The 23,619-nt window shown below is 69.4% G+C and carries 27 protein-coding genes; 15 read left to right on the top strand and 12 right to left on the bottom strand.

What is annotated here, in order from left to right; translation table 11 throughout:
- Positions 1-3: 3 nt before the first annotated feature.
- A complete protein-coding gene (locus ACWEFB_RS21045) occupies positions 4-2,040 on the bottom strand; it encodes a HelD family protein (protein WP_452287688.1) in 2,037 nt (678 codons plus the stop codon).
- A 202-nt stretch (positions 2,041-2,242) separates the two neighbouring features.
- Positions 2,243-3,982 carry an ATP-binding protein gene (locus ACWEFB_RS21050; protein ID WP_452287690.1) on the bottom strand — a complete coding sequence of 580 codons (1,740 nt, stop codon included), beginning with the start codon at positions 3,980-3,982 and terminating at the stop codon, positions 2,243-2,245.
- A gap of 168 nt (positions 3,983-4,150) precedes the next feature.
- Here ACWEFB_RS21050 and ACWEFB_RS21055 point away from each other — a divergent pair, with 168 nt between their 5' ends.
- The 3 genes from ACWEFB_RS21055 to ACWEFB_RS21065 are packed head-to-tail and all read left to right on the top strand — an operon-like array spanning position 4,151 to position 6,989.
- Positions 4,151-4,735, top strand: coding sequence for an ArsR/SmtB family transcription factor (locus ACWEFB_RS21055; RefSeq protein ID WP_452287692.1), 585 nt, complete (start codon positions 4,151-4,153; stop codon positions 4,733-4,735).
- Between the two features lie 60 nt (positions 4,736-4,795).
- Complete coding sequence (locus ACWEFB_RS21060; protein ID WP_452287694.1) at positions 4,796-6,106, top strand: MFS transporter; 1,311 nt, start codon at positions 4,796-4,798, stop codon at positions 6,104-6,106.
- A gap of 34 nt (positions 6,107-6,140) precedes the next feature.
- A complete protein-coding gene (locus tag ACWEFB_RS21065; RefSeq protein WP_452287696.1) occupies positions 6,141-6,989 on the top strand; it encodes a menaquinone biosynthetic enzyme MqnA/MqnD family protein in 849 nt (282 codons plus the stop codon).
- 34 nt (positions 6,990-7,023) lie between these two features.
- On the opposite strand, the gene ACWEFB_RS21070 is transcribed toward ACWEFB_RS21065, so the two are convergent.
- Positions 7,024-7,974, bottom strand: a complete 951-nt coding sequence (locus ACWEFB_RS21070) for a serine hydrolase (RefSeq protein ID WP_452287697.1) — start codon at positions 7,972-7,974, stop codon at positions 7,024-7,026.
- On the bottom strand, positions 7,974-8,951 hold the full coding sequence (locus ACWEFB_RS21075; protein WP_452287699.1) for a serine hydrolase: 978 nt from the start codon (positions 8,949-8,951) through the stop codon (positions 7,974-7,976). Before ACWEFB_RS21075 ends, ACWEFB_RS21070 begins: the two co-directional genes overlap by 1 nt.
- Positions 8,952-9,361: 410 nt before the next feature.
- Between ACWEFB_RS21075 and paaA the strand changes: the two genes are divergently transcribed.
- From paaA to paaE, 5 genes are read left to right on the top strand one after another with little or no spacing between them, the layout of a single operon-like run.
- Positions 9,362-10,450, top strand: coding sequence for a 1,2-phenylacetyl-CoA epoxidase subunit PaaA (paaA, locus tag ACWEFB_RS21080; RefSeq protein WP_452287701.1), 1,089 nt, complete (start codon positions 9,362-9,364; stop codon positions 10,448-10,450).
- Entirely contained in the window at positions 10,447-10,731 is a 285-nt protein-coding gene (gene paaB / locus ACWEFB_RS21085) for a 1,2-phenylacetyl-CoA epoxidase subunit PaaB (RefSeq protein WP_452287703.1), read from the top strand. Before paaA ends, paaB begins: the two co-directional genes overlap by 4 nt.
- A complete protein-coding gene (gene paaC / locus ACWEFB_RS21090) occupies positions 10,728-11,453 on the top strand; it encodes a 1,2-phenylacetyl-CoA epoxidase subunit PaaC (RefSeq protein WP_452287705.1) in 726 nt (241 codons plus the stop codon). The genes paaB and paaC overlap by 4 nt, the downstream gene beginning before the upstream one ends.
- An 11-nt stretch (positions 11,454-11,464) precedes the next feature.
- A complete protein-coding gene (paaD, locus tag ACWEFB_RS21095; protein WP_452287707.1) occupies positions 11,465-11,944 on the top strand; it encodes a 1,2-phenylacetyl-CoA epoxidase subunit PaaD in 480 nt (159 codons plus the stop codon).
- Positions 11,941-13,056 (top strand): 1,2-phenylacetyl-CoA epoxidase subunit PaaE, encoded by a 1,116-nt coding sequence (gene paaE, locus ACWEFB_RS21100; protein ID WP_452287709.1) that lies wholly within the window; start codon positions 11,941-11,943, stop codon positions 13,054-13,056. Before paaD ends, paaE begins: the two co-directional genes overlap by 4 nt.
- 8 nt (positions 13,057-13,064) lie before the next feature.
- On the opposite strand, the gene ACWEFB_RS21105 is transcribed toward paaE, so the two are convergent.
- The 5 genes from ACWEFB_RS21105 to ACWEFB_RS21125 all read right to left on the bottom strand — a co-directional run bounded on the left by ACWEFB_RS21105 (position 13,065) and on the right by ACWEFB_RS21125 (position 14,403).
- Positions 13,065-13,325, bottom strand: a complete 261-nt coding sequence (locus tag ACWEFB_RS21105; protein WP_452287711.1) for a hypothetical protein — start codon at positions 13,323-13,325, stop codon at positions 13,065-13,067.
- Positions 13,325-13,531 (bottom strand): hypothetical protein, encoded by a 207-nt coding sequence (locus tag ACWEFB_RS21110; RefSeq protein WP_452287713.1) that lies wholly within the window; start codon positions 13,529-13,531, stop codon positions 13,325-13,327. Before ACWEFB_RS21110 ends, ACWEFB_RS21105 begins: the two co-directional genes overlap by 1 nt.
- Positions 13,532-13,646: 115 nt before the next feature.
- Positions 13,647-13,943, bottom strand: coding sequence for a hypothetical protein (locus ACWEFB_RS21115; protein ID WP_452287715.1), 297 nt, complete (start codon positions 13,941-13,943; stop codon positions 13,647-13,649).
- On the bottom strand, positions 13,940-14,209 hold the full coding sequence (locus tag ACWEFB_RS21120; RefSeq protein ID WP_452287717.1) for a hypothetical protein: 270 nt from the start codon (positions 14,207-14,209) through the stop codon (positions 13,940-13,942). Before ACWEFB_RS21120 ends, ACWEFB_RS21115 begins: the two co-directional genes overlap by 4 nt.
- Entirely contained in the window at positions 14,206-14,403 is a 198-nt protein-coding gene (locus ACWEFB_RS21125) for a hypothetical protein (RefSeq protein WP_452287719.1), read from the bottom strand. Before ACWEFB_RS21125 ends, ACWEFB_RS21120 begins: the two co-directional genes overlap by 4 nt.
- A 214-nt stretch (positions 14,404-14,617) precedes the next feature.
- Here ACWEFB_RS21125 and ACWEFB_RS21130 point away from each other — a divergent pair, with 214 nt between their 5' ends.
- From ACWEFB_RS21130 to ACWEFB_RS21140, 3 genes are all read left to right on the top strand, one after another.
- Positions 14,618-15,412, top strand: coding sequence for a helix-turn-helix domain-containing protein (locus ACWEFB_RS21130; protein ID WP_452287721.1), 795 nt, complete (start codon positions 14,618-14,620; stop codon positions 15,410-15,412).
- Positions 15,403-15,594: a DUF397 domain-containing protein gene (locus ACWEFB_RS21135; RefSeq protein ID WP_452287723.1), complete on the top strand. Its 192-nt coding sequence runs from the start codon at positions 15,403-15,405 to the stop codon at positions 15,592-15,594. Before ACWEFB_RS21130 ends, ACWEFB_RS21135 begins: the two co-directional genes overlap by 10 nt.
- Before the next feature lie 165 nt (positions 15,595-15,759).
- Positions 15,760-16,488: an LPXTG cell wall anchor domain-containing protein gene (locus ACWEFB_RS21140; protein ID WP_452287725.1), complete on the top strand. Its 729-nt coding sequence runs from the start codon at positions 15,760-15,762 to the stop codon at positions 16,486-16,488.
- Positions 16,489-16,754: 266 nt separating this feature from the next.
- On the opposite strand, the gene ACWEFB_RS21145 is transcribed toward ACWEFB_RS21140, so the two are convergent.
- The gene (locus ACWEFB_RS21145) at positions 16,755-17,147 is read right to left on the bottom strand and encodes an ester cyclase (RefSeq protein WP_452287727.1); all 393 of its coding nucleotides are present in this window, start codon (positions 17,145-17,147) and stop codon (positions 16,755-16,757) included.
- 4 nt (positions 17,148-17,151) lie between these two features.
- Complete coding sequence (locus tag ACWEFB_RS21150) at positions 17,152-17,838, bottom strand: SDR family NAD(P)-dependent oxidoreductase (protein ID WP_452287729.1); 687 nt, start codon at positions 17,836-17,838, stop codon at positions 17,152-17,154.
- 136 nt (positions 17,839-17,974) lie between these two features.
- On the opposite strand from ACWEFB_RS21150, the gene ACWEFB_RS21155 reads away from it, so the two are divergent.
- Both ACWEFB_RS21155 and ACWEFB_RS21160 read left to right on the top strand, forming a co-directional pair.
- On the top strand, positions 17,975-18,580 hold the full coding sequence (locus ACWEFB_RS21155) for a TetR/AcrR family transcriptional regulator (RefSeq protein ID WP_452287731.1): 606 nt from the start codon (positions 17,975-17,977) through the stop codon (positions 18,578-18,580).
- A gap of 43 nt (positions 18,581-18,623) precedes the next feature.
- A complete protein-coding gene (locus tag ACWEFB_RS21160; RefSeq protein WP_452287733.1) occupies positions 18,624-19,052 on the top strand; it encodes a zinc-binding dehydrogenase in 429 nt (142 codons plus the stop codon).
- 59 nt (positions 19,053-19,111) lie between these two features.
- Here the strand turns inward: ACWEFB_RS21160 and ACWEFB_RS21165 are convergent, their stop codons facing one another.
- A complete protein-coding gene (locus tag ACWEFB_RS21165; RefSeq protein WP_452287735.1) occupies positions 19,112-20,614 on the bottom strand; it encodes a hypothetical protein in 1,503 nt (500 codons plus the stop codon).
- A 126-nt stretch (positions 20,615-20,740) separates the two neighbouring features.
- Here ACWEFB_RS21165 and mqnC point away from each other — a divergent pair, with 126 nt between their 5' ends.
- Both mqnC and ACWEFB_RS21175 read left to right on the top strand, forming a co-directional pair.
- A complete protein-coding gene (gene mqnC / locus ACWEFB_RS21170; RefSeq protein ID WP_326561453.1) occupies positions 20,741-21,931 on the top strand; it encodes a cyclic dehypoxanthinyl futalosine synthase in 1,191 nt (396 codons plus the stop codon).
- A gap of 395 nt (positions 21,932-22,326) precedes the next feature.
- A complete protein-coding gene (locus ACWEFB_RS21175; RefSeq protein WP_452287737.1) occupies positions 22,327-23,487 on the top strand; it encodes an LPXTG cell wall anchor domain-containing protein in 1,161 nt (386 codons plus the stop codon).
- Positions 23,488-23,619: the final 132 nt, after the last annotated feature.

Consider the following 23,619-nt stretch of genomic DNA (forward strand, 5'->3'; position numbering starts at 1 on the left):
TCCCTACAGCGGGGCGGGCAACGGTTCGTGGTGCAGCACCGCCAGGCGGGACACGGCGCGGGTCAGCACCACGTAGAGCCGGTGCAGCCCCCGTGGCTCGGCGGCCACGATCTCGGCCGGCTCGACGACGATGACGTGGTCGTACTCCAGGCCCTTGACCAGGCTGGCCGGGACGACGGTGACCCGCTCCGGTGCCTCGACGTCGTCGGCGGTCGAGGTGGCGATCCCGGCGCCGGTGAGGGCGGCGGTCAGCCGGTCGACCGCGGCGTCCGCCGCGATCACCGCCACCGAACCCTCGTAGACCAGCGCCGCCCGTACCTCGGCCACCGTCGCGGCGTCCAGGTCGGTGACCGTACGCAGGTCGAGCGAGCCGTCGCGGCGCAGTGACTCGGCCGGGGGTACGTCGACCGCCAGCGCCGGCAGCAGTTGGTTGGCGAACGCGACCACCGCCGCCGGTACCCGGAACCCGATGGTCAGCGGCACCACGGCGGCGTCCGGCTTGCCGAGGTGGGCCAGCGACTCCCGCCAGTCGGTGGCCGCCCACGGCGCGGTGCCCTGGGCCAGGTCACCGAGCAGGGTGATCGAGCCGTGCACACTGCGCCGGGCGATGGCCCGGCACTGCATCGGGGAGAGGTCCTGGGCCTCGTCGACCACCACGTGCCCGAAGCTCGTCACCCGTTCGATCAGTCCGGCCGCCTCGTCGATCAGGACCGTGTCGGCGGTGCTCCACTTCGCCGCCCTGGCCGTCCTGGGCGGCTTCGCCCAGACCAGCAGCGCCTGTTCGGCATCGGTGAGCAGGTCGGCGGCGGCGGTGGCGAGCGCCTCGGGGTCGCTGAGCAGGTGGTACACCAGCCCGTCCGGGGTGAGCGCCGGCCAGGCCGCGTCGAGGAACTCGGCCACCGGTCGGATCTTGCCCATCCGGCGCAGCCAGGCGTCGGTCGGCGACTCGCCCCGCGCCTCGGACTGGAGTTGCAGCAGGCCGACGACCCTGGCCCGGACCCGTTCCCTGCCGGTGCCGTACGGGAGTCCCTCGCGGCGGACCTCGTCGACGATCCGGCGCAGCACCTCGCGCCCGATCCGCCAGCGGAACGAGCCGTCGGAGACCGTGATCGGCTGCTCCGGCTCGCGGATGTGGGCCTCGACCGCGCGGCGCAGCACCTCGGCCATCCGGACGTCGTGTTTGATCTCGGCGGTGGCCGGGGCGTCGGTGCCGCGTACCGGAATGGTCCTGGGCCGGTCGGCGCTCTCCGGCCGGACGGAGGACGCGGTGACCAGGTCCTCGACCGTGGCCTGCGCGACCTCGACCTCACCCAGGGCCGGAAGTACGGCGGCGATGTACGACAGGAACGCCCGGTTCGGCCCGACGATCAGTACGCCGGAGCGGCGCAGCCGTTCCCGGTGCAGGTAGAGCAGGTACGCGGCCCGGTGCAGCCCGACCGCGGTCTTGCCGGTGCCGGGCGCCCCCTGCACGCAGATCGACGTCTCCAGATCGGCCCGGACCAGCTCGTCCTGCTCCGGCTGGATGGTGGCGACGATGTCGCGCATCGGGCCGACGCGGGGCCGTTCGATCTCGGAGGTGAGGATCCGGGAGGCGGTACCGAGTTCCTCGCCCCGGTCCAGGTGCTCGTCCTCGAAGCTGGTCAGCAGACCCGAACTGAACCCGAACCGGCGGCGGACGTTGACGCCCTGCGGGTCGCGCACGCTGGCCCGGTAGAACGACCGGGAGACCGGGGCCCGCCAGTCGAGCACCATGGGCTCGCCGAGGTCGTCGGTGACGTGCCGGCGGCCGATGTGGTAGTCGACCTCGGGAAAGGTGAGCCGGCCGAAGAAGAGCGGGGTGGTCGGGTCGTCGGCGAGTTCGGCGACCCGCCGGGAGAGGGTGCGGCCGAGCATCTCGGCGGTGTACGAGTCACCGGCGACGTTCTCGCCGGTGCTGAAGAGGGCCTCGGCGCGGCGGCGCATCCGGTGCAGGGCGGCACGGGAGGCGTCCAGATGGGCGCGTTCGCCGGTGAGGTCGGTGTCCAAGTCGGGTGCGGGCATGCTGACTTCCTCGAAATCGTCTGCTGCTCGCTCGCGTATCCGGGTTCGGATGGCCGTCACCCAGCGCGAAGACGTCCGCTGCGGTGCATGTTCACCTCGGCCGTCAGCCCAACCACGGTACGCACCCTCGCCGGGTACTTCCACCGAAATACGTTGACGACGGATCCGCGCGGTCGGTGGGTGGCAGTCATCGCCCGATCCGTCATCCTGCCGAGGAGGTGCGCCGGTACCTGCGCATGGGAGATCGAGCGGGTGCCGTGGGTGTGATCTGCCCTGTCGCCTCTAGAGTCTTGAGGGCGCGCAGCACTTTCATGTAGCTGAGCCCGGTGCGTTCTTCGAGATCCCGACGGCTCAACTCGGACCCGTCGGCGAGAGCCCGCGAGACCAGATCTTCCGCGCTGCTCCCGGTGGCAGGTTCTGCAAGCAAAGCCGGTGGCGGTGTGGCGGTCTCCGGGGCGAGCAGGTAACGGGCGTGGCGGCGTTCGCCGACGCGTACCACAATGCCACGGTTCACCAGATCTGACAGTTCACTGGTGGCACGGTGGGCTTCGAGGCCAAGATTTCGCATCGTGCCATTCGTGACCGTACGGCCGGCGCGCATTTCCGCGAGCGCCAGGTGCTGTGTAGAGCTGAGTCCAACCTGTCCCAGCCCCGTCAACCAGGCCATCGTCTCGTCGTCGAGCAGAGCGTGCCTCGGCATGATCACCTTGAAGCGCGTTATCCGACTGTGGAACTCGGGCAGAGGTGAACCGGCACGTCGCAGCTCGCGCAACATGGTCGGAATGCCACTTGCCCGATTCTCGCACACCATTCGTCCGGTCTCGGGCAGTCGCACGTCCTGGAGTAGTTTCGCCAGAACGGGATTGCGCGTCGATGTCACGCCCTCGCCGCCAAGGTCGTCCTCCGTTATTGCGCCGAACAGTCCACCCGGATTGGCGACCACCAGACGGTCGACGTACAGCGTGATTTGTACGGGGGTTCCTCGCGAGTACGGTGAATAGTCGCGGTGCAGGAGCGCATTTGCGACAGCCTCGCGAACCACCTCTGCGGGATAGTCGTAGACGTCTGCCCGACCCCTGCCGTCGACGAAGGAGCGTACCGACGTGTTCCGGAGGATCGCGCTGACGGTCTCGTCCACTATCGCCGGGATCGGGCCGTCGAACGAGCGGTTGTCCAGGAAGCGAGGACCATTCGTGGGAATGTCCTGGGCCGAAACCCCGGGATAGGCGACGAATGTAACGTTGAGCTGAGGAAAGAACTGTTGGGGGTAGGCGCCCAGTGACAGCAGTCCGCCCAGTGTGGGGCGGGTAACGCCCTCCGTGTCGTCTGCGATGACGTTGAGTCGTCGCAGTATCTGTTCATCGGACAGTCCGGCGAATGCCCTGGGCTGCCGCTGGCGGACCCGGGCGACCAGTAACTGGCTTTCCGACGGATCGAGATCTGCCACCGTCGCTTCGGGTACCGGGCGCCGGTCGTCATCGGGCTGGCCCCGATTGGTGTGTAGCAGATGGATCTCGAAGTCGGTGAGTCGCCTGTCGCCGTCGCCGCCACGCGTGAAGGACCCGTTGTACTCGCCTCGGGAGGCCACAAAACACGGTTTGAAACGGGGATCCAGCTCGCCGACTTCGGCGACTACGACCAGCGTGTCTTCGAATTCGACGATCTCGATTTCCGCGCGTACAGGTGGGTGCAGATCGTCGTTGCAGGCTGCCGCGAGCGCATCGCGGATGCGTGAGGCGTTGAAACCGGGTGCGGGGCGGAAGGCGTGCTCCTCTTCCAACCCGAGGATGAGGGTGCCACCGCGACCGTTGCTGAACGCGCTCAAGGTGTCCCGTACCGACTTCGGTAGGCCGCCGCTGCCCGCCTTCACCTCAACATCTTCAAGGTCGGTGCCGGCATGGCGTAGCAGCGCCACCAGGCGCTTCAGCTCTGATCCGCCCACCGGTCCTCCTTGCTAAAGTCTTGCGCAAAAGACTTTAGCAGCTTGTGTGGTGAATCCGGTGGCACCCACGACCCGGCGAGTCGTACCGGTGGTCCGGTCCGTGCCTGAGGCAACTGCTCGCTGTGGGCGGATTAGCGCTGGCCACGGCGGGGGCGGGATCATGGCGGGATGAGCGAGCAGACTTCCGGGCGGCGGTGGGCCACGGTCAGCGACCCGAAGGTGATGCGGGCGCTGGCCCATCCGGCCCGGTTGTCGATCATGGAGCATCTCGGATCTACCGGAGAGTCGGTCACGGCGACCGAGGTTGCCGAGGTGGCCGGTTTGTCCCCGAGCGCGACCAGCTATCACCTGCGGGAGCTGGCCAAGACCGGCCTGGTCGAGCAGGCGCCGGGCCGGGGGGACGCGCGGGAGCGGCGCTGGCGGGCGGTGCAGGCGTCCTTCGCGGTCGACGCCGGGCAGGATGCCCCGCCGGAGGCACGGGAGGCCGCGCAGTCGCTGGTCGACGTCTACCTGGACCGGGACGTCGAGCGGGCACGTGACTGGATGCGCCGGGCGCACGACGAGCCGAAGGAGTGGTACGACGCCGCCGTACTCAACGGGACCACGCTGCTGCTCGACGCGGAGGAGTTGGCCCGGCTGAACGCGGCCGTGATGGACCTGCTGGAGCCGTACAAGCGGCGGAACCGGCAGGCCGACCCGCCGGCGGATGCCCGGGTGGTACGCGTCAACTACTGGACGCTGCCGGTGGAGTAACGGGGAGGTCGGCCGGGCCAGCTCTTGCGCCGGACAGATGTGAAGGATTATTTTCGAAGTATGTCTTTCACGTCTGCCACGGTGCGTCCTCCCGTCGTACGCACCACCGTCTGGCGGGACGTGTACATCGCCGCCACCGCCAAAGGCGTCACGATCTGCGGTGACTTCCTCGCCGCCACCACCCTGGTCCTCACCCTCCAGTCGGCCGGGGCCGGTGGAATCGCCGTCGCCGCACTCCTGCTCGCCTCGACCCTCCCGCTGGTCCTGCTCGCCCCGGTCGCCGGCCGGCTCGCCGACCGGCTGGACAGCCGTACGCTGCTCATCACGGCCGGCGCCGGCCAGGCCGCCGTCTGTGTCGCGCTCGCCCTGGTCAGCGAGCCGGTGGTGGTCATCGGGCTGGTCTTCCTGCTCTCCTGCGGGCTGGCGGTCAGCCAACCCGTCCTCTCCGCGCTCATCCCCGCCATGGTCGGGCGCGAGGACCTGCCCCGGGCCGGCGCGATCAGCCAGACCGCCGGCACCGTCGGTGCTCTCGTCGGCCCGGCCCTCGCCGGCCTCCTGGTCGGGCAGTTCGGCACCACCGTTCCGCTGCTCATCGACGCGGCCAGCTACGGCGCCCTGATCGCGGCGGGACTGCTGCTGCGTACCCGTCGGGGTGGTCGGGCCGCGACCCCGACGGAACCGGCCGCATCCCCGGCGGTCGGCGGGGCGGCGACCTGGTCGCTCTGGCGGGACCCGCTGCTGCGGGCGATGGTCGTCTCGGTCGCCGCCGTGATCGGCGTAGTCGGTGCGATCAACGTGGTCGCGGTCTTCTTCGTACGCGAGACCCTCGCCGCATCGGAAACCATGTACGGCGTGGTCGAGGCGGCCTGGATGGTGGGGCTCCTGGCCGGCGCCTGGCTCTGTGCCCGGCTGGCCCGACGCACCCGCGACGATGCCGCGCTTGTTGTCGGGATCCTGGTCCTGCTCGGCGCGACCTGCCTGATCCTGCCGGTCGCCGCCGTGGTCGGTACGGTCGTCTGGCTGATACCGCTCTGGGTGATCGGCGGCGCCTTCAACGGCGGGGAGAACGTCTTCGCCGGAGTGGTGATGGGCAACCGGGTCCCCGAGGCGGTGCTCGGGCGCGCCTTCGCCACCCTGGGCGGTGTCATCCAGGGAGCGAGCATGGCCGGTTACCTCGCCGGTGGTCTGCTCGCCGACCGGGTGCCGATCCGGCCGCTGGTCGCCGGCCTCGGGCTGGTCGGGCTGGCGGTCGTGCTGGGGCTGGCCGTACCGGTGGCCCGGATCACCCGCCGGGAGCGCAAGCGGGTCGCCGTCGAGGCTCCGGCCGACGGAACCGGTGCGGGGTTGGCCACTTCTTCGGTGACTGGTTGAGCGGGTGTCCGAAGCGCCGGATACGGTGGAAATCATGGGTGATCTTCAGAGGCCACGGGTCGGGCACATCCAGTTCCTCAACTGTCTGCCGATCTACTGGGGGCTGATGCGGTCCGGCGCCCTGCTCGACGTCGACCTGCACAAGGACTCGCCGGAGCGACTCAGCGCCGCCCTGGTCGCCGGTGACCTCGACATCGGCCCGATCACGCTGGTCGAATACCTGCGGCACGCCGACGAGCTGCTGCTCCTGCCGGACCTCGCGGTCGGCAGCGACGGACCGGTGCTCTCGGTGAACGTGGTCTCCACCCGACCGCTCGCCGATCTCGACGGGGCTAGGGTGGCCCTCGGCTCGACCTCGCGTACGGGCGTCCTGCTCGCCCAGATGCTGCTCGCCGACCGGTACGGCGTACGCCCCGACTACTTCACCTGCCCGCCGGACCTGACCCAGATGCTGCTCGAAGCCGACGCCGGGGTCCTGATCGGCGACGTCGCGCTCCGCGCGCTCTACGAGGCACCGGGGCGGGGGCTGGAGGTCACCGACCTCGGGCAGGCGTGGCGGGACTGGACCGGCCTGCCGATGGTGTTCGCCGTCTGGGCGGTCCGGCGCGACTTCGCCGCCGCCCATCCGGGACTGGTCAAGGACGTACACCAGGCGTTCCTGCGTTCCCGCGACCTCTGCCTGTCCGAGCTGGACGAGGTGGCCGAGGCGGCGGCCCGGTGGGAGTCGTTCGACGCGGCGACCCTGGCGTCGTACTTCCGGGTGCTCGACTTCTCCCTCGGCGAACGCCAGGTCGGCGGCCTGCGGGAGTTCGCCCGGCGGGCGGCCGGGATCGGCGCCACCCCGCTCCTGCCGCCGAACGGCCCGGCCTTCTTCGCCGGCTGAGCCGGTCTTACCCGGCTCGGGCTCAGTCGACGGCTCAGTCGACGCGGAGCTGTTCCGCGACCTGCTGGCAGATCTTGGCCCCGTACGTGTAGCCGAGGTTGATCGGGTACTTGGTCATCACGCCCATGGTCCAGCCGTCCCCGATGGCCAGGCAGCTCACGTGGTACTCCTGCTCGGCCTGCCGGTCGACCCAACCGTTCTTGATCGCGATCGTCTTCTGCACGGCGGCCGGGAACGCCTTGCGGATGCCGAAGTCGCCGACCCCGCGTACCGCCCGCATCTCGTCCAGGAGCCACTTGGTCCAGGTCGGTCCGGCGGCCCGCCCGTCGCCGATGCAGGCCGCGAGCCGGGTGATGTCGCGCGGTGAGAGCTGGGTACGGCTCCACCCGCCGTCCTTGGACACGCTGCTGTCGGTCAGCTTGCAGGTGCTGATCAGGCGCTGGATCGAGGCGGCCCGGCCGACGGTGTTGTAGAGCGACTCGGCGGCGTTGTTGTCGCTGTCCCGGATCATCACCCGGACCCGCTGCAACTGCGCGTCGGTCGGCTCCTTGCCGGCCTCGGCGGACCGGCGTAGGAAGTCCGCCCCGATCCACGACTTGATCAGCGAGGCGGTGGTGCTGGTCTCGGTCATGTTCTCCGAGCCGGAGATCTCACCGGTCCGGGTGTCCTGCATCGACCAGGCCCACCAGCCCTTGGCGTCGATCTTCACGTCGGCCGGGGCGATCGGCAGCGGCGGCAGTTCCGGGGTCGGCGTCGGGTCGGGCGCGGACCGGTTCGACCGGCTGGCCGGCTGGTCATCCGAGTGTTCCCCGGTGGCGGCGGACCGGTTGGGCTCGCCCCAGTGGGCCGCCGCGTTGGCCGCCAGCGGTGACCCCGGCAGCAGCCTGAGCGCGGCCAGGACCAGGACCAGGAGTACGCCGGTGATGATCGCGATCCGCAGCGGGGTGATCTCCGTACTCCGGCTGGCCCGTCGACTGCCCGCCATCAGGACGCCCCGCCCGCACGCGCGGTCTGGCCCACCGGTACGGGCACCTTGAGTGCCGCCCCCGGCTGTGCGGTGACAAGCTGGGTCGCCACGCTGGAGCAGACGTCGGCGCCGTAGTCGAGCCCCTGCTTCTGCGGGTACCGCAGCAGTACGGCGAGCACCCACTTGTCCGCGACCGCGAGGCAGTTCACGTGCCACAGCCCGTCCGCGAAGATCATCGTCCAGCCGTTCTTGATCGCGATCGGACCCTGGTCGGTGATCTCCTGGGGCAGACCGTCGATGATCCCCCAGCGCCCGCCACCCCTGGTGAGCTGCTGGTCCTTGGATGCGGTGCTGCCCTGGACCTTGGTCATCTCGTCCAGGACCCAGGTGGTCCACTTCGGTCCGGCCGCGGTGCCGTTCTTGATGCACTCGCCCATCCGGACCGCGTCCTCGGCGGAGATCTTGGTGTAGCTCCACCAGACGGTCTTGTAGCCGGGTGGGATCACCGGCTGGGTGTCCGTCAGCCCGCACAGTTTGATCAGGCGGTCGATCGCCGGCTTGCCGCCACCGGCCTGGAACAGCGCCTCGGCGGCGGTGTCATCGCTGTTGATGATCGCGCTGCTGGCCTGCTTCAGCTTCGCCGCCGGTGCCGGCTTGTCGCCGAGCCGGCGCAGGTAGTCCGAGACCAGCCAGACCTTGATCATCGACTCGGTCGTGTTGGTCGCGGTCAGGTTCGGCGCGCCGGAGATCTTGCCGGTCTCCCGGTCGAGCAGCGCCCAGGAGAAGAACCCCTTGTCGACCTTCACCGAGACCGGCCCGGCGGCGAGGGTCGGCGGCGGCGGTGCGGCCAGCTTGGCGGCAGCCACGGACCCGGTCGCGGATTCGGTCGCGGTCGTGCTGGTGTCGTCGAACCGGGCGTACGCGGCCGGCACCAGCAGGACGCCGCCGGCAACGATGGCCACGAGGGCGAGCACCATGATCACGCGAGGGCGCATGGGTGGAAGAGCTCCAAGAAAGTCGGGGCCCGGGGGGACCGGGGCGTGCTGCGCTTGGGATGTCGATCTTCGCTCTAGGATTGTTTGCGCTGGTTGTCCTGTTTGGCCGACCGCTCCGGGGCGGTGACGCGTCGTGAGCTGCCGGGGGAGGTGGCAGGGCCGACCGTGAAAGTTTACGTGGCGTGGCTCGATGTGCCAGATGAGGAAGCCATCAAGTTTTCGTAAAGAGAACCGAAATAAGCCCTTATGTGGCAATGCATTCCGAGCCCCTCACGCTCTGTGATGGGGATCATTTGTCCAAGATGGAACGATTTATCGCGGTATGTAGGCACCCAACTACTCACCGTGCTCGCTCCGTTTTCTTGTGACACCCCCTGGCTTACTCATGGTTGAGCTGTAACACTGGACAGGTGTACGGCAATGACTTCCCCGATGCGTCCGAAGAGCCGACCGGCGGCCTGATCGACCAGGTTGAGGCGGCCGAGGCGGCACTGCGTGCCGCGGCCCTCCAGGCGCGCCCCGGGGCCGCCGTAGACCTGGCCGGGGCCAGCGAAAGTGATCTAGGCGACTACTTCACCGCCGTGATCGAGGCGGACCAGAAGATCGAGCCGCGAGACTGGATGCCCGATTCCTACCGGAAGACCCTGATCCGGCAGATCGCCCAGCACGCGCACTCCGAGATCATCGGGATGCAGCCGGAGGGCAACTGGATCAGCCGGGCACCCTCGCTCAAGCGCAAGGCGATCCTGCTGGCCAAGGTCCAGGACGAGGCCGGACACGGGCTCTACCTCTACGCCGCCGCCGAGACGCTCGGGATCAGCCGCGACGAACTGGTCGACATGCTGCTCGAAGGCCGGCAGAAGTACAGCTCGATCTTCAACTACCCCACCCTCACCTGGGCCGACGTCGGTGCCATCGGCTGGCTGGTCGACGGCGCCGCGATCGTCAACCAGGTCCCCCTGTGCCGGTGCTCGTACGGTCCGTACGCCCGAGCCATGATCAGGGTCTGCAAGGAGGAGTCGTTCCACCAGCGGCAGGGCTACGAGATCCTGCACACCCTGGCCCACGGCACACCGGAACAGCAGGCCATGGCGCAGGACGCGATTGACCGCTGGTGGTACCCGTCGCTGGCGATGTTCGGCCCGCCGGACACCGACTCGACCCACTCCGCCCAGTCCATGGCCTGGAAGATCAAGCGTTTCTCCAACGACGAGCTGCGCCAGCGCTTCGTCGACATGTGCGTACAGCAGGCCGCCATCCTCGGCCTCCGGCTGCCCGACCCCGACCTGCGGTGGAACGAGCAGCGCCAGGCGCACGACTACACCCAGCCGGACTACGCGGAGCTGATGCGAGTGATCAAGGGCGACGGGCCGTGCAACCGGCAGCGGATCGACCACCGCCGCAAGGCGCACAACGACGGTGCCTGGGTACGCGAGGCCGCCACCGCGTACGCAGCCAAGCGCACCGCCGCCGCCCGCACCCTGGAGCCGGCCCAGTGACCGAACAGTCGCCACTGTGGGAGGTGTTCGTACGCGCCCGTCGCGGGCTGTCGCACACCCACGTCGGGAGCCTGCACGCGCCCGACGCACAAATGGCCCTGCGCAACGCCCGGGACCTCTACACCCGGCGGCAGGAGGGCGTCTCCATCTGGGTGGTCCCGGCAAGCGCGATCACCGCGTCCAGCCCGGACGAGAAGGACGCCTTCTTCGACCCGGCGGCGGACAAGATCTACCGTCATCCGACCTTCTACGAGGTGCCGGACGGGGTGGCCCACCTGTGACTGCCTCCGTGGAACACCTGCTCGGGCTCGGCGACGACGCCCTCGTCGCCGCCCAGCGGCTCGGCGAGTGGGCCGCCGCCGCACCGGAGATGGAAGAGGACGTCGCGCTGGCCAACGTCGCGCTCGACCAGCTCGGCGCCGCCCGCCTCCTGCTGTCGTACGCGGGGGAGCTGGAGGGCGCCGGCCGGGACGAGGACGCGTTGGCGTACCTGCGCGACGACCGGCAGTACCGCAACTGCCTGCTGGTCGAGCTGCCCAACGGCGACTTCGGCGTGACCATGGCGAAGCTGCTCTTCCTCTCCGCGTACCAGCTTCCGCTCTACACCGCGCTGGCCGGATGTGCCGACGAACGGCTCGCCGCCATCGGTGCGAAGGCTCGGAAGGAGTCGGCGTACCACCTCGACCACAGTTCACTGTGGACGGTGCGGCTCGGCGACGGGACCGAGGAGTCGCACCGGCGGATGCAGGCGGCGGTGGACGAGATCTGGCCGTACACCCACGAGCTGTTCGCGGCCGACCCGGATGCGCCCGTCGACCCGGCCACCCTGCGCCCGGCGTTCCTGTCCACGGTGGACGCCGTACTCACCGAGGCGACCCTGGTACGCCCCGCCGACGGCTGGGCGCCGGCCGGTGGCCGGACCGGGGTGCACACCGAGCACCTGTCCTACCTGCTGGCCGAGATGCAGGTGCTGCACCGCGCCCATCCCGGCGCGCGTTGGTGAGCCTGCGGCCGATGGTCAGCGCACGGGACGCGGTCGCGGCGGTGGTGGACCCGGAGATCCGGGTGGTCACCATCGACGAGCTGGGCATCCTGCGTGCCGTCGACCAGGACCCGGAAACCGGCCGGGTCACCGTCACCATCACCCCGACCTACACCGGCTGCCCGGCGATGGACGTGATCCGCGACGACATCCGGGCCGCGCTGCGTGCCGCCGGCTACCCGGACGCCGAGGTCGCGACCGTGTACGCGCCCGCGTGGAGCACCGACTGGGTCTCCGACTCCGGCCGGGCCAAACTGGCCGAGGCCGGCATCGCCCCGCCCGGACCGGCGGACCGGTCATCCGGCCCGGTGGCACTACGGCTGACCGTACGCTGCCCGCTCTGCGGTTCGGTGGACACCGAGCAGGTCAGCCGGTTCGGCTCCACCGCCTGCAAGGCGCTCTGGCGCTGCCGCGCCTGCCGCGAACCGTTCGATCAGATGAAGGCACTATGAGCAGCGTGACGATCACCCGTCCGGTACGCCGCCGGCCGGTATTCCACCCGTTGCCGGTGCTCGCGGTGGACCGGCTCACCGACGACGCGGTGGCGGTCACCTTCGCCGTACCGGCCGAACTGCGCGACACCTTCACCTTCCGGGCCGGTCAGCACCTCACCGTGCGCCGTACCGACGAGCCGACCGGTGCGGAGGTGCGCCGGTCGTACTCGATCTGCTCGACCCCGGCGGACCTGGCCGACCACGGCCGGCTGCGGATCGGGGTCCGGGAGATCCCCGGCGGCGCGTTCTCCGCCTTCGCCGGCCGGCTGCTGCGGGCCGGCGACACCGTCGAGGTGATGCCGCCGCTGGGCCAGTTCAGCACCGGATTCCGGCCGGACCGGACCCGGCACTACGGCGCGGTGGTCGCCGGCTCCGGCATCACCCCGGTGCTCGCCCTGGTCGCGACCGCCCTGGCCGTCGAACCGGCCAGCACCTTCACCCTGGTGTACGGCAACCGCAACGCCCGCAGCGTCATGTTCACCGAGGAACTCGCAGACCTGAAGGACCGCTACCCGGCGAGGCTGCACCTGATCCACGTGCTGTCCCGGGAACCGGGCGAGTCGGCCCTGCTCTCCGGTCGGGTGGACGCCGACCGGCTGACCCGACTGCTGGAACACCTGGTCCCGGCCGAGCGGATCGACGAGTGGTTCCTCTGCGGCCCGTACGGAATGGTGATCGACGCCCGTGAGGTGCTCGCCGCGCGCGGGGTGCCCGGCGACGCCGTACACACGGAGTTGTTCCATGTCGACGAGCCGCCCGTGGCGCCGATCCGGCCGACCACGACGGACACCGCCGGCACCGACGTCACCATCATGCTCGACGGGCGGGCGTCGTCCTTCCGGATGGGCCGCACCGAACGGGTGCTCGACGCCGCCCTCAAGGTGCGGGGCGAGCTACCGTACGCGTGCAAGGGCGGAGTCTGCTCGACCTGCCGCGCCAAGGTCGTGACCGGCGAGGTGACCATGGCCCGCAACTACGCCCTGGAGCCCGACGAGGTCGCCCGAGGTTACGTCCTCACCTGCCAGTCCAGCCCGGTCACCGACACCCTCGTAATCGACTACGACGCCTGACCGGCCGATCACTGTAAGGACAGCACCTCCGGGATCACGTAGTCCGGGTGGGGGATGTGTTCCGGCTCGCTCTGCCGGTCCCCGCTGGGGCCGGAGGTGCGCACGATCTTGAGACGGACGACCTTGCCGTCTCGCATCGTGACCACCACTCCGCAGGGGGACATCTGGTTTCCGGGCACGTCAGTCAGTAGCTCGACCTTGGCGACATCGGGATGGCTGGCCCGCGAGAGAAGCTGATAGGTGAAGTCGATGAGCCTGGGTACGCGCATCAGCGTCCCCCGCCCTGGCTCGACTGCTTGGGCCAGCCGCCCGGAGGAAGGACGAGCAGCATTCCCTTCGCGCCGCTCTCGAACATCACCTTGACGCCCGCCGGGGCGTGGTCGCTTGCGGGGATCGGCGCAACCTCGGTGATCTCGGGGTGCTCGGCGGCGCGGAACAGGTTCTCGACCAGATCCAACAGCTCCGGCTCGTTCACTGAAAGCCACCTAACTATGCCGAATAGGGCCAATCATCGGAGCGCCCGACCAGTTTGTCACCTACGGAGAGGTCGGGCACGTGACTGGCCGGTCACTGTGAGCATCTTTCTGTATTCAGGAGGCCGATGACTTCGTTCGGCCGGTGGGCGCCCACCCGAGCATGCGGTCGTAGAGAGCGCGGGTGTCCGGTGGTGGGCCGAGCGCCGGGTCGAAGACGTTGAGGTCCGATACGGCGTCCACGAACTGGGTCGCGAGGTAGATCGTCAGCGCCACGTGTTGGTGCCGGAAGCTCTGTGTCAGGTCCAGCCGGGCGTCCGCGCACGGCCAGGGCTGGGCGCAGACCCGGCAGCACCAGATCGGCCGCAGCGGAACGTGCAGCGGCCGGGTCGCGACCGGCTTCGGGTCGATCACGACAGCGGCGCCGGGTCGAAGCCGGGCAGGGCGCGAGCGTGTACGACGAAGCACGCCTCGGGTTGTTCGGGCTGGCCAGGCGGCATCTCCACACCGCGTACGGTCACCCAGTCGCCGGCCCACGTCGCCGCGTCCATCGGCACGTGTGTGACGCGGATGTGCAGATCACCGTCGCCGTGCTGGACGCCGACCTGGCCGCCCCGGTAGTAGTCCTCGGCCTCGGCGTTGACGATGTCGCCGACGCTCACCAACGCCCGCGCGTTCACCGCCGGTACCCGTTCCGCCGGGCGACGTCGTAGCCGAGTCGCTGACCGAGCGTGATCACGTACGGCCGGTGCACAGCCGTCGGTTCGTTCGCCCAGGACGGCGGAACCGGCGGTGGAGGTGCGGTGGATTCCGGCGACGGACTCGGCGCGATCAACCGCAGAAGGAAGTCCCACCAGACCTGAACGACGAACATTCGCACTCCCTCGGTAGATGGAAGCGGGGCTGTCCCGTCGTCCCCCACGGGACAGCCCCGCGCAGCTTCCGCCCGTCCTTATTGATCTATCGCGGTGATTGGATTCGAGCGGAAGTGCCTGCCCTCCACCCTGGACCGAGGGCCATAAGTGACGGAAGATAAGCAACCGGCAATAGAGCTGACGGACCCAGCGGGGGCCCGGGAAGGACTGGGAATGTCGAATCACAACGGAGGACTGGGAAGAATCCTCAAGTTCGCTCGATCCAGGTCTGGAATGACACAGGATCAGCTCGCGGATCGGCTGAACGTGTCGACCTCGCTCATCGCCAAGATCGAAACGAACCGTCTGATCCCGCAGTCCGACACGGCGCGACAGCTCGACATCGTGTTCGACTCGGGAGAACTGTTCCAGGAATCCGCCTCCGAAGCGCGGGCGACGTCGGGCGACTCAATCTGGATCAGGCCGTGGCTGGACTACGAGGAGTACGCCACGATGGTCCGAAGCTTCGAACTGGCGGCAATCCCCGGTCTGCTCCAGACCGAGGCGTACGCACGGGCCATCCTCCGGGACGCCGGAACGCGCGTGCCGGACCTGGACGTCACGGTGGCGACCAGGATCGCGCGGGCGACGGTCCTGCGCCGGGACGAGCAGCCCTGCCGGCTGTTCGCGGTGCTCGACGAGGCCGTGCTGCGCCGGTCGGTGGGCGGGCCGAAGGTCATGGCCGACCAACTGCACGCGATCGTGCAGGCGTGCTCCTTGCCGACCGTCAGCGTCGCCGTCGTCCCGGCGTCGGCGGGAGCGTATCCCGGCCTCAACGGACCGCTGGCGCTCGCCACCGTCAACGGCCGGACCGTCGCGTTTCTGGACGATCCGCTGGACGGCCGGGTGGTCGAGGACCCGGACCGGGTCAACGCCCTCGAAGAGATCTGGGAGTCCATCCGCGAGTACGCTCTACCCGGGCGTCCGTCCCTCGAACTGATCATGGAGGCAGCGGAATCATGGAGCTGATCGATGCGCCGCGCTGGCGGAAGTCCTCCCGGAGCAACGGCCAGGGCGGAAACTGCGTTGAGGTGGCCGACAACCTTTCCGGTCGCGTGCTCGTCCGTGACACGAAAAACCGTGACGGCGGCACGCTGACCTTCGCCCCCGACGCGTGGCGGGCCTTCGTCGGCTTGGCGAAGCAGGGGTAACAGACAGACCTCACGCGCGCCCCCCGGCTGCACCAGCGCGGGGGGCGTCGCTGCGTTCGGGGCCATGTCGGTCACGCGTCGAGTGACCTTCTATTTCTTCTTGATCTTCCGCCTGGTGACGGTAGTATCCCCGTGTTTTGGTCTGCAACGGGGAGGAAGATCTACATGCGATGGAAGGTCCCGGCCGGCGTCCTAGTGGCGCTGGCCTTTCTAATTCCGGCAGCACCGGCGGTAGCTCAAACCGAGGCGCCGGGGCTGAACGAGACCTGCCAAACGGTCGAGCGCAAGGTGTACAAGGATATCCGCGAGCTTGTCACCATCGACCTGGACACCGCCAGCGATCTACAGGTACGGGTGTTGACCGCCGAGATCCTGGCTGCGGCGAATGCCGACTCGTTGACCGTTCTGCCTGACGCAATACAGGAGCGGCTGAAGGGAACCCCGGATGATCTCCGAGCGTTCCTCAAGACGGGCATGCAGAACGCCTGGTCAACGGATCTGCGGATCAATGTGGTCCGTACGTTGACGGGCGCTGGTGCCAACGTGAAGGCGGCCACGCAGACGGTGCTCGACAACGGGACCATCGATGCCTTCCTGGCTTACCTGAACGACGGCCTGTACGCCGCACGTGCGCTCGACTGCGCGTCTCAGCCCACACCGACACCGACGTCCCAGCCCACATCGACACCGAGTGCCATGCCCAGCGCCACGACGACCGTTGCGCCGACCCCTGCCTCCTCCGCCAGCCCGGGCGTCCCCGGCGGCGAGGGCGGTGGGCTGCCCGTGACCGGTGCCGACGCCGCGACCGTGGCCGGCATTGGCGGTGCGATTCTGCTCCTCGGCGGCGCGGGCTACCTGATCGGACGCCGACGCCGTTCCCGCTTCGTGGCATAGCTCGCTCGACGCGCCCGGCTCGATACTTTGTCGGGCCGGGCGCGATCAGCGCTGTGCTTGGCGAGGTTCTCCCGTCGAAATCCTCATCCGCTGACAGATCCGCCCGTGGGCTGCGGCGATCTGCTGCCCCCATAGGGGCAGTGGAACGCCACAGCGCGGTGGGGCTCAAGGCCGGACTACGGATCCGCTCGCCTGTGCACAGCCACCGCGACCGCTTCGGCGGGGCGTTCGGGCTGGTCTCTGGAGGCTGGCCATGGATCGTGATCTCAGGCGGTGAGCTGCCGGAGCAGTTCGGCGGAGTCGTGCAGGGCCGTCATCTGTACGAACCGGCCGTCGCTGACCTTGTAGCTGGCGTACTCGACGATCTCGAACGAGGCGCCGGACGGAGGAACGCCGAGCCACTCCTTCACCGGAGTGCCGGTGTTGATCACGCGTACGGCAAGTCGGTCGCGGTCGAACAGCAGTTCCTTGACCTCCCAGTGCAGGTCCGGTACGGCTTCGACGTCCTGCTTCTGCACCGCGAGGACGTCGTCCCGGGTGCCGGGCTCGCCGTTCAGCAGGACCTGGTCGTTGATGAACTCGTCCATGCCGTCGAACTCGTGGGCGTTGAGGGCCGCGATGTAGCGCAGGTACCAGCTACGCAGATGGTCGTCGGTCATTCGCCTACCAGCCCAACGTCCCGAGTTCGTCTTGGAAGGTCCCCGTCGGGCCGTCCGCGCCGAGCGTGGCCAACTGCACGATGGTCCTGGCGCTTTCCGCCGGTGGCCTTCCGCCTCCGATGGCGGCCATCATGTCGGTGGCCGTGTAGCCGGGCTCGATCGCGTTGAACTTGATACCCGGCTGGGACTTGGCGTACTGGACGGTGAGCATGGTGGCTGCCGACTTCGATGCCGAGTAGAGCGTGGCCGACAGGTTGAACTCAGGCCGGTCCGGATTCGTCACCGCCCAGAAAGATCCCATGCTGCTCGAAACGGTGACCACCGTGGGATTCGAGGACTTCCGCAGCAGGGGCAGTGCCGCCTCCGTGACGCGGACGATCCCCACCACGTTGGTGTCGAACACCCGCAGAGCGGTCGGTCCGTCGACGGTTCCGACTTCGAGGATGCCCGCGTTGTTCACCAGGACGTCGAGTCGACCCTCGGCCGATTCGATGGTGGCCAGCGCGTCGCGCACCGACGCGTCGTCGGTCACGTCGAGCTGGACGAATCGTGCGCCCAGGGTCGCCGCGGCCTTCTCGCCTCGCTCGACGTCGCGTGCACCGACGTAGACGGTGTGGCCCAGTTCGACGAGTTGTTTGGCGGTCTCGAAACCGAGGCCCTTGTTGGCGCCGGTGATGAGTGCGACGGTCATGTGTCTCCCCGGGTATGCGGTCGGGCGGGGCCCGACACGTTTTTGTACCGATCGGTTGCACGGTCACCGTAACAGATTTTGTACCGTTCGGTTGGTGGGCCGGGTCACGATTTGTACCGAGCGGTAGGCTGGGTCCATGGGCACTGAGACGCACACCCCCGGTCGACCTCGGGCTTTCGACGAGGAGACGGTCCTCGACCGGGCCGCGGAGATCTTCTGGCGGCACGGCTACGAGGGTGCGTCGCTGAGCGCCCTCACCGGCGCGATGGGCATCAACCGGCCCAGCCTGTACTCCACGTTCGGCAGCAAGGAACAACTCTTCCGACGGGCCTTCGACCGCTACCACGAGACCCAGGTGGCCAAGGCCCGCGCCGCGATGGAACAACCCACGGCGTACGCCGCCATCGAGGCGTTCCTGCGCTCCAGTGCCGACGGACTCACCGCCGACGATCACCCCGCCGGTTGCCTCTCCGTCCAGGGCGGCCTGGCCTGCTCGCCCGAGAACGCCCGGATCTCCGAGGTCCTGGCCACCGGCCGGGCCGCCACCGAGTCCGCGCTCGTGGAACGGCTGTCCCGGGCGGCGCGGGAAGGCGACCTCCCGGACGGTGTCGAGGCCCGGTCGCTGGCGCGATTCGTGATGGCGCTCAGCGAGGGCCACGCCGTCCACGCCGCCGCTGGTGCCAGCCGCGAGGAACTCCAGGCCTCCGTCGACGTCGCCCTGCGAGCCGTCCTCGCGCGTTGAGGCTATCGCGGCGACGACCCGCCGGCCCGAGAAGGCAGGCGCGTTGAGCGCGGCCGGCGTCGACCACGTCCTCCTCGATGACGGCGGGTCGCTGGACATCCCGTGGGCCGACGGGCCGAGCCACGTGCTGGATCTCGTCGGGGCGAGCACGGTTGTCGACTCGCTGCGTCTGGTCCGCCGGGGCGGGACCGTCTGCGTGGCGGGCTCCCTCAGCGGATGGCTGATCCGGGACTTCGAGCCGATCGCGATGATCCCCTCCGGAACCCGGCTCACGGCCTTCCACAGCAACGACGCCAGGGGCAGGGCGGGGGCGGCCGTACTCGAACGGGTAGTCCGCAACGTCGAGACCGGCGTCTACCGGCCGAACGTCGACCGGGTCTTCGGCCTGGATGACATCGCCGAAGCCCACCGGTACACGGAGGAGAACCGGGCCACGGGCAAGGTCCTCGTGCTGCCCCAGGACGTGTCCTGAGCCCGACTCGCACCGCCGGAACTCCAGCAGCTTCGACCACGCCTCGGCTTCGGGGCGGGCTATTTGGAAATGGCGGAACTCAGGCTGTCGCGGCGCTCCGGCTCGCGGGTGGCCGGGATGGTGACCGGTGGTGGGCTCGCGGGCCGGTTGGTCAGTCCGTGCCAGGCCAGTGCCGCCGCGATCGCCGACAGCGGCAGGGCCGGCAGCGCGTACCTGGGCTCGTACATGCCGACGGCGACGGTGAGCACGGTCAGGCCGGGTCCGGCGAGCAGTAGCAGCACCAGGTCCAGCCGGACCCGCCCGTCGACCCGGCGGCGTACGAACAGTGCCGCCAGGGTGAGCAGTACGCCGACCAGCAGCACGATCGGCACCACCCGGAGCAGTTCGCCGTACCGGTGCAGTCCCGTGGTGAGGACGGTGCCCTCCGGCGCGGTGCCCGGCCAGGTCGCGCCTCCGCCGAAGTTGGCGGCGCCCTGGGCGGGTGGGCAGCGGTCCGGCGGCCGTTCCGTGCCCCGGAACGCGGCCGGCGGGACCAGGCGCTCGCGCAGGCACTCGTTCATCGGCCCCAGGTACAACCCGGGTACGAAGTGCGCCGCGCTCTCCTTGCCCACGATCCGCAGGTAGTCCAGCGGCTGCTGCCGGACCACCGTCACCGCGAAGTCGACCAGCCGTTGCGCGCCGGCCTCGGTGTAGACGTCGTTGAGCCGGGCCGGGCGGCGCCAGAAGAACGCGTCGGCCCGGTCCCAGCGCTGACCCAGCGGCTGGTCCGGGCAGGCGACCCGCTCCCGGTCGGTCAACCGGAGCCGGTCACAGTCGGCGATGATCGCGGCGCGTCCGTACAGGGCGGTTCCGCTCTGGCTGCCGTACACGCTGGGGCGGTCGCCGATCCAGACCAGCAGCCCGACGTACGGAATGGTGAAGCCGAGCGCGTAGCCGACCAGTCGGCGCCAGCCGATCCGGCGGACCAGCAGGTAGAGCCCGAGCAGGAGGGCCACCGGGAGCGCGGTGGGTTTGGTGATCCAGGCCGCCGCGATCAGCAGGCCGGCGCCGATCACCGCCGGGTGGCCGGGGGTGCCGGGGCCGAGCAGCAGTACGACAGCGCCCGCGAAAAGCGCCGTGAAGAGCATGTCCGGCAGCAGGTAGTGACCCGTGGTCAGGATCAGCGAGTCGAACAGCAGCGGCGCGGCGGCGAGGCAGCAGAGCCGTCGGGACAGTCCCCGGCGTTGCAGCAGGAGGTAGACGGCGAGCGCGAGCAGCAGGCTGAGCAGGTGCTGCACGGCCACCACGGCCAGGTGGGTGCCGGTCGGGGCGAGCAGCTTGAGCAGTGCCGGGTAGCCGAGCGGGCGGGTCGGGTGGGGTGCCAGTGCCGACCCGGCCAGGTTGAGGTAGACCCCGCTGTCGCCGTGGAACCAGAACGCCGGCCGGTACGCGATCATGAACAGCATCCGGAGCACCACACCGACCCCGAGCAGCATCCCGATCCCGGCGTTCCGGCGCAGTACGCCGACCACCCGCCGACGGGCCGCGGTGATCTCCGGTGACCTGCTGCTGGCTGCGCCCATGCTGCGTACAACTCGGCACCGCCGGATGCGGGTGCGGGTGGACCGGGGGAGCCGTCGGGTGTGATCGGGGCCGGTCGGCGGCACCATCCGGGCGACCGTCCGGCCCGGCCACGTACGCTCGGAGCTGTGACTGGGAGCCGCGAGATCGACAACATTCTCCAGCGCGGTGCCGACGGCGGGCGGATCACGCCCGAGGAGGCGCTGCTGCTCTACACCGAGGCGCCGTTCCACGCCCTCGGCGAGGCCGCCGACGCCGTACGCCGACGCCGGTACCCGGACAACATCGTGACCTACCTGATCGACCGCAACATCAACTACACCAACGTCTGCGTGACGGCCTGCAAGTTCTGCGCCTTCTACAGGGCGCCGAAGCACGCCGAGGGCTGGACCCACCCGACCGAGGAGATCCTGCGCCGCTGCGGCGAGGCGGTCGAGCTGGGCGCGACCCAGGTGATGCTCCAGGGCGGGCACCACCCCGACTACGGGGTGGAGTACTACGAGGAACTCTTCTCCTCGGTCAAGACCGCGTACCCGCAGCTCGTGATCCACTCGATCGGGCCGAGTGAGATCCTGCACATGGCGAAGGTGTCCAAGGTCTCACTCGACGAGGCGATCAGCCGGATCAAGGCGGCCGGGCTGGACTCCATCGCCGGTGCCGGCGCCGAGATGCTGCCCGACCGGCCGCGCAAGGCCATCGCTCCGCTGAAGGAGTCCGGGCAGCGGTGGCTCGAGGTGATGGAACTCGCCCACCGTCAGGGGGTCGAGTCGACCGCCACGATGATGATGGGCACCGGCGAGACCAACGCCGAGCGGATCGAGCACATGCGGATGATCCGCGACGTGCAGGACCGTACCGGCGGGTTCCGGTCGTTCATCCCGTGGACGTACCAGCCGGAGAACAACCACCTCAAGGGGCGTACCCAGGCGACGACGCTGGAGTACCTGCGGCTGATCGCGGTGGCCCGGCTGTTCTTCGAGACCGTGCCGCACCTGCAGGCGTCCTGGTTGACCACGGGCAAGGAGGCGGGGCAGCTCGCCCTGCACATGGGCGTGGACGACCTGGGGTCGATCATGCTGGAGGAGAACGTCATCTCCTCCGCCGGAGCCCGGCACCGGTCCAACCTCCAGGACCTGATCTGGATGATCCGTTCCGCCGGCCGGATTCCGGCCCAGCGGGACACCCTCTACCGTCACCTGGCGGTGCACCGTACGCCGGCCGAGGATCCGCACGACGACCGTGTGGTGTCGCACTTCTCCTCGATCGCGCTGCCCGGCGGAGGGGTCGGAAAGCAGTTGCCGTTGGTGGAGGCGAAGTAGCCGTACGGTCGGTGCGAGACACCGGTTCGGGTGGACTCCGGTTCGGCAAGGCCGATCAATCGGGACAATCCTGAACCCGCTGCGCCGCAGGTCATAACGGATGTATCACTGGGGTAGCGGCGGATCGGCAGAGATCGCTAACGTCGGTTACAGGTCCCGCGTTCCCGGGACGACATCCCGAATCTCCTGCCCTCCGCCGCGATCGTGTCGACCGCGACGGTGGCTCACTTCGTACTCCATCGGCCCAGCGGGGCCGTCCACATAACGCACGGCGGCGCGGGCGGGGTGCTTCGGCACCCCGCCCGTACCGTGTCCGCCACCAATTTGTTGTTTTCCCAGGTGAAACGCGATTGGTCAGGCGCGTCGCGTCGGGTATTTGACTACAGTACGCAGTCATGCGAACACACCTTTTCCTGGCCGCGCCCGCCTGCGCAAGTCTGCTCATCGCGCTCGGGCTGGCCGTCGCCTCGCCGGTGTTCGCTGCCCTACCGTCGCCCGACGACGTCGACCTGACGATCGCCGTCGACGGCACCACGTTGACCAACCGGGCTCGGCACAAGGTCGCCACCGTGACCGTGACCAACCGGAGCGCCACCACCGCGTACGGCGTCCGGCTGCGCTACGACGGCCGGGTGGACAGCGAAGTGATCAATCCCAGCAGCGTCGCCTTCTGTCCACCGTCGCCGAACAGCCCGACGCCGGGTCCACCCACCTCGGCTCCCTCGCTGGAGGTGACGGTCGACGGCGAGTGCACCCTGCCGGACCTCGCCCCCGGCCAGTCGACCCGGCTGACCAGCACCATCGTCCGGTCGGCACACGGGGTCGGTCCGGTCGGTGAGGTGACCGTACGGGTCTGGCACGGCGGCACCGATCCGGTGGGAGACAACAACTCCGCCACCGCGTCGATCGCCTTCGCCGAGGGCGAGCCCGACCTCTACGCCCGGGCCTGGGACGGGCCGGCGGACCGGACCGGTGCGATCACCCCGGCGGTTCCCGGAGGCGGGGGTGACCTCCGGTTCGAGATCGGCAACCACGGGACCGAGCCGGTCAGCGGGATGGTGGTCACGGTCGGCCTGCCGGCGCACGTGACGTTCGCCGGGGACCGACCGGGGTGCACGTACGACACCGGGCGGCGCAACGCGACGTGTGCGTACCCCGACCTGTCGTTGATCACGGCGGAGGCGGACCGTGATCCGGACGACCTGAACTACTCCGCGCTGCGTTTCCGGCACCCGCTGTCGGTGGACCCGTCCGCGCCCGCACCGGCCCGGTTGAGCGGTGGCCGGCTCGACGTCGAACCCCTCCTGGCGGGTCAGCTGCCGCCCGCAACGGACCTGCCCGAGGACATCACCGGCCTGGTCGCCACCGATCTCGACAGCACCGACGACAACGACCGGTTCACCGTGTCGACCACCCCTCGGTCCGGTACCAGCGGCGGCCTCCCGCAGACCGGCTCACCCACCGCCCTGCTCAGCACCCTCGGCCTCGGCACCCTGGCCACCGGCAGCGGCCTCCTCCTCCTAACCCGCCGCCGCCCGCCCCTCCTCACCCCCTAACCCGCCCCAAGATCCGCACTCTTGTAGAGAAAGAGTGCCCGTGCTCAGTTGGTCGTAGCAATCGATCTTGTCGTTCGTTGGTCCTCTCGGTGGAGTGATCGCTGAGAGGCTGGTGGGAGCATGGTTGGTCGT

Source organism: Micromonospora sp. NPDC004704 (assembly GCF_053601675.1).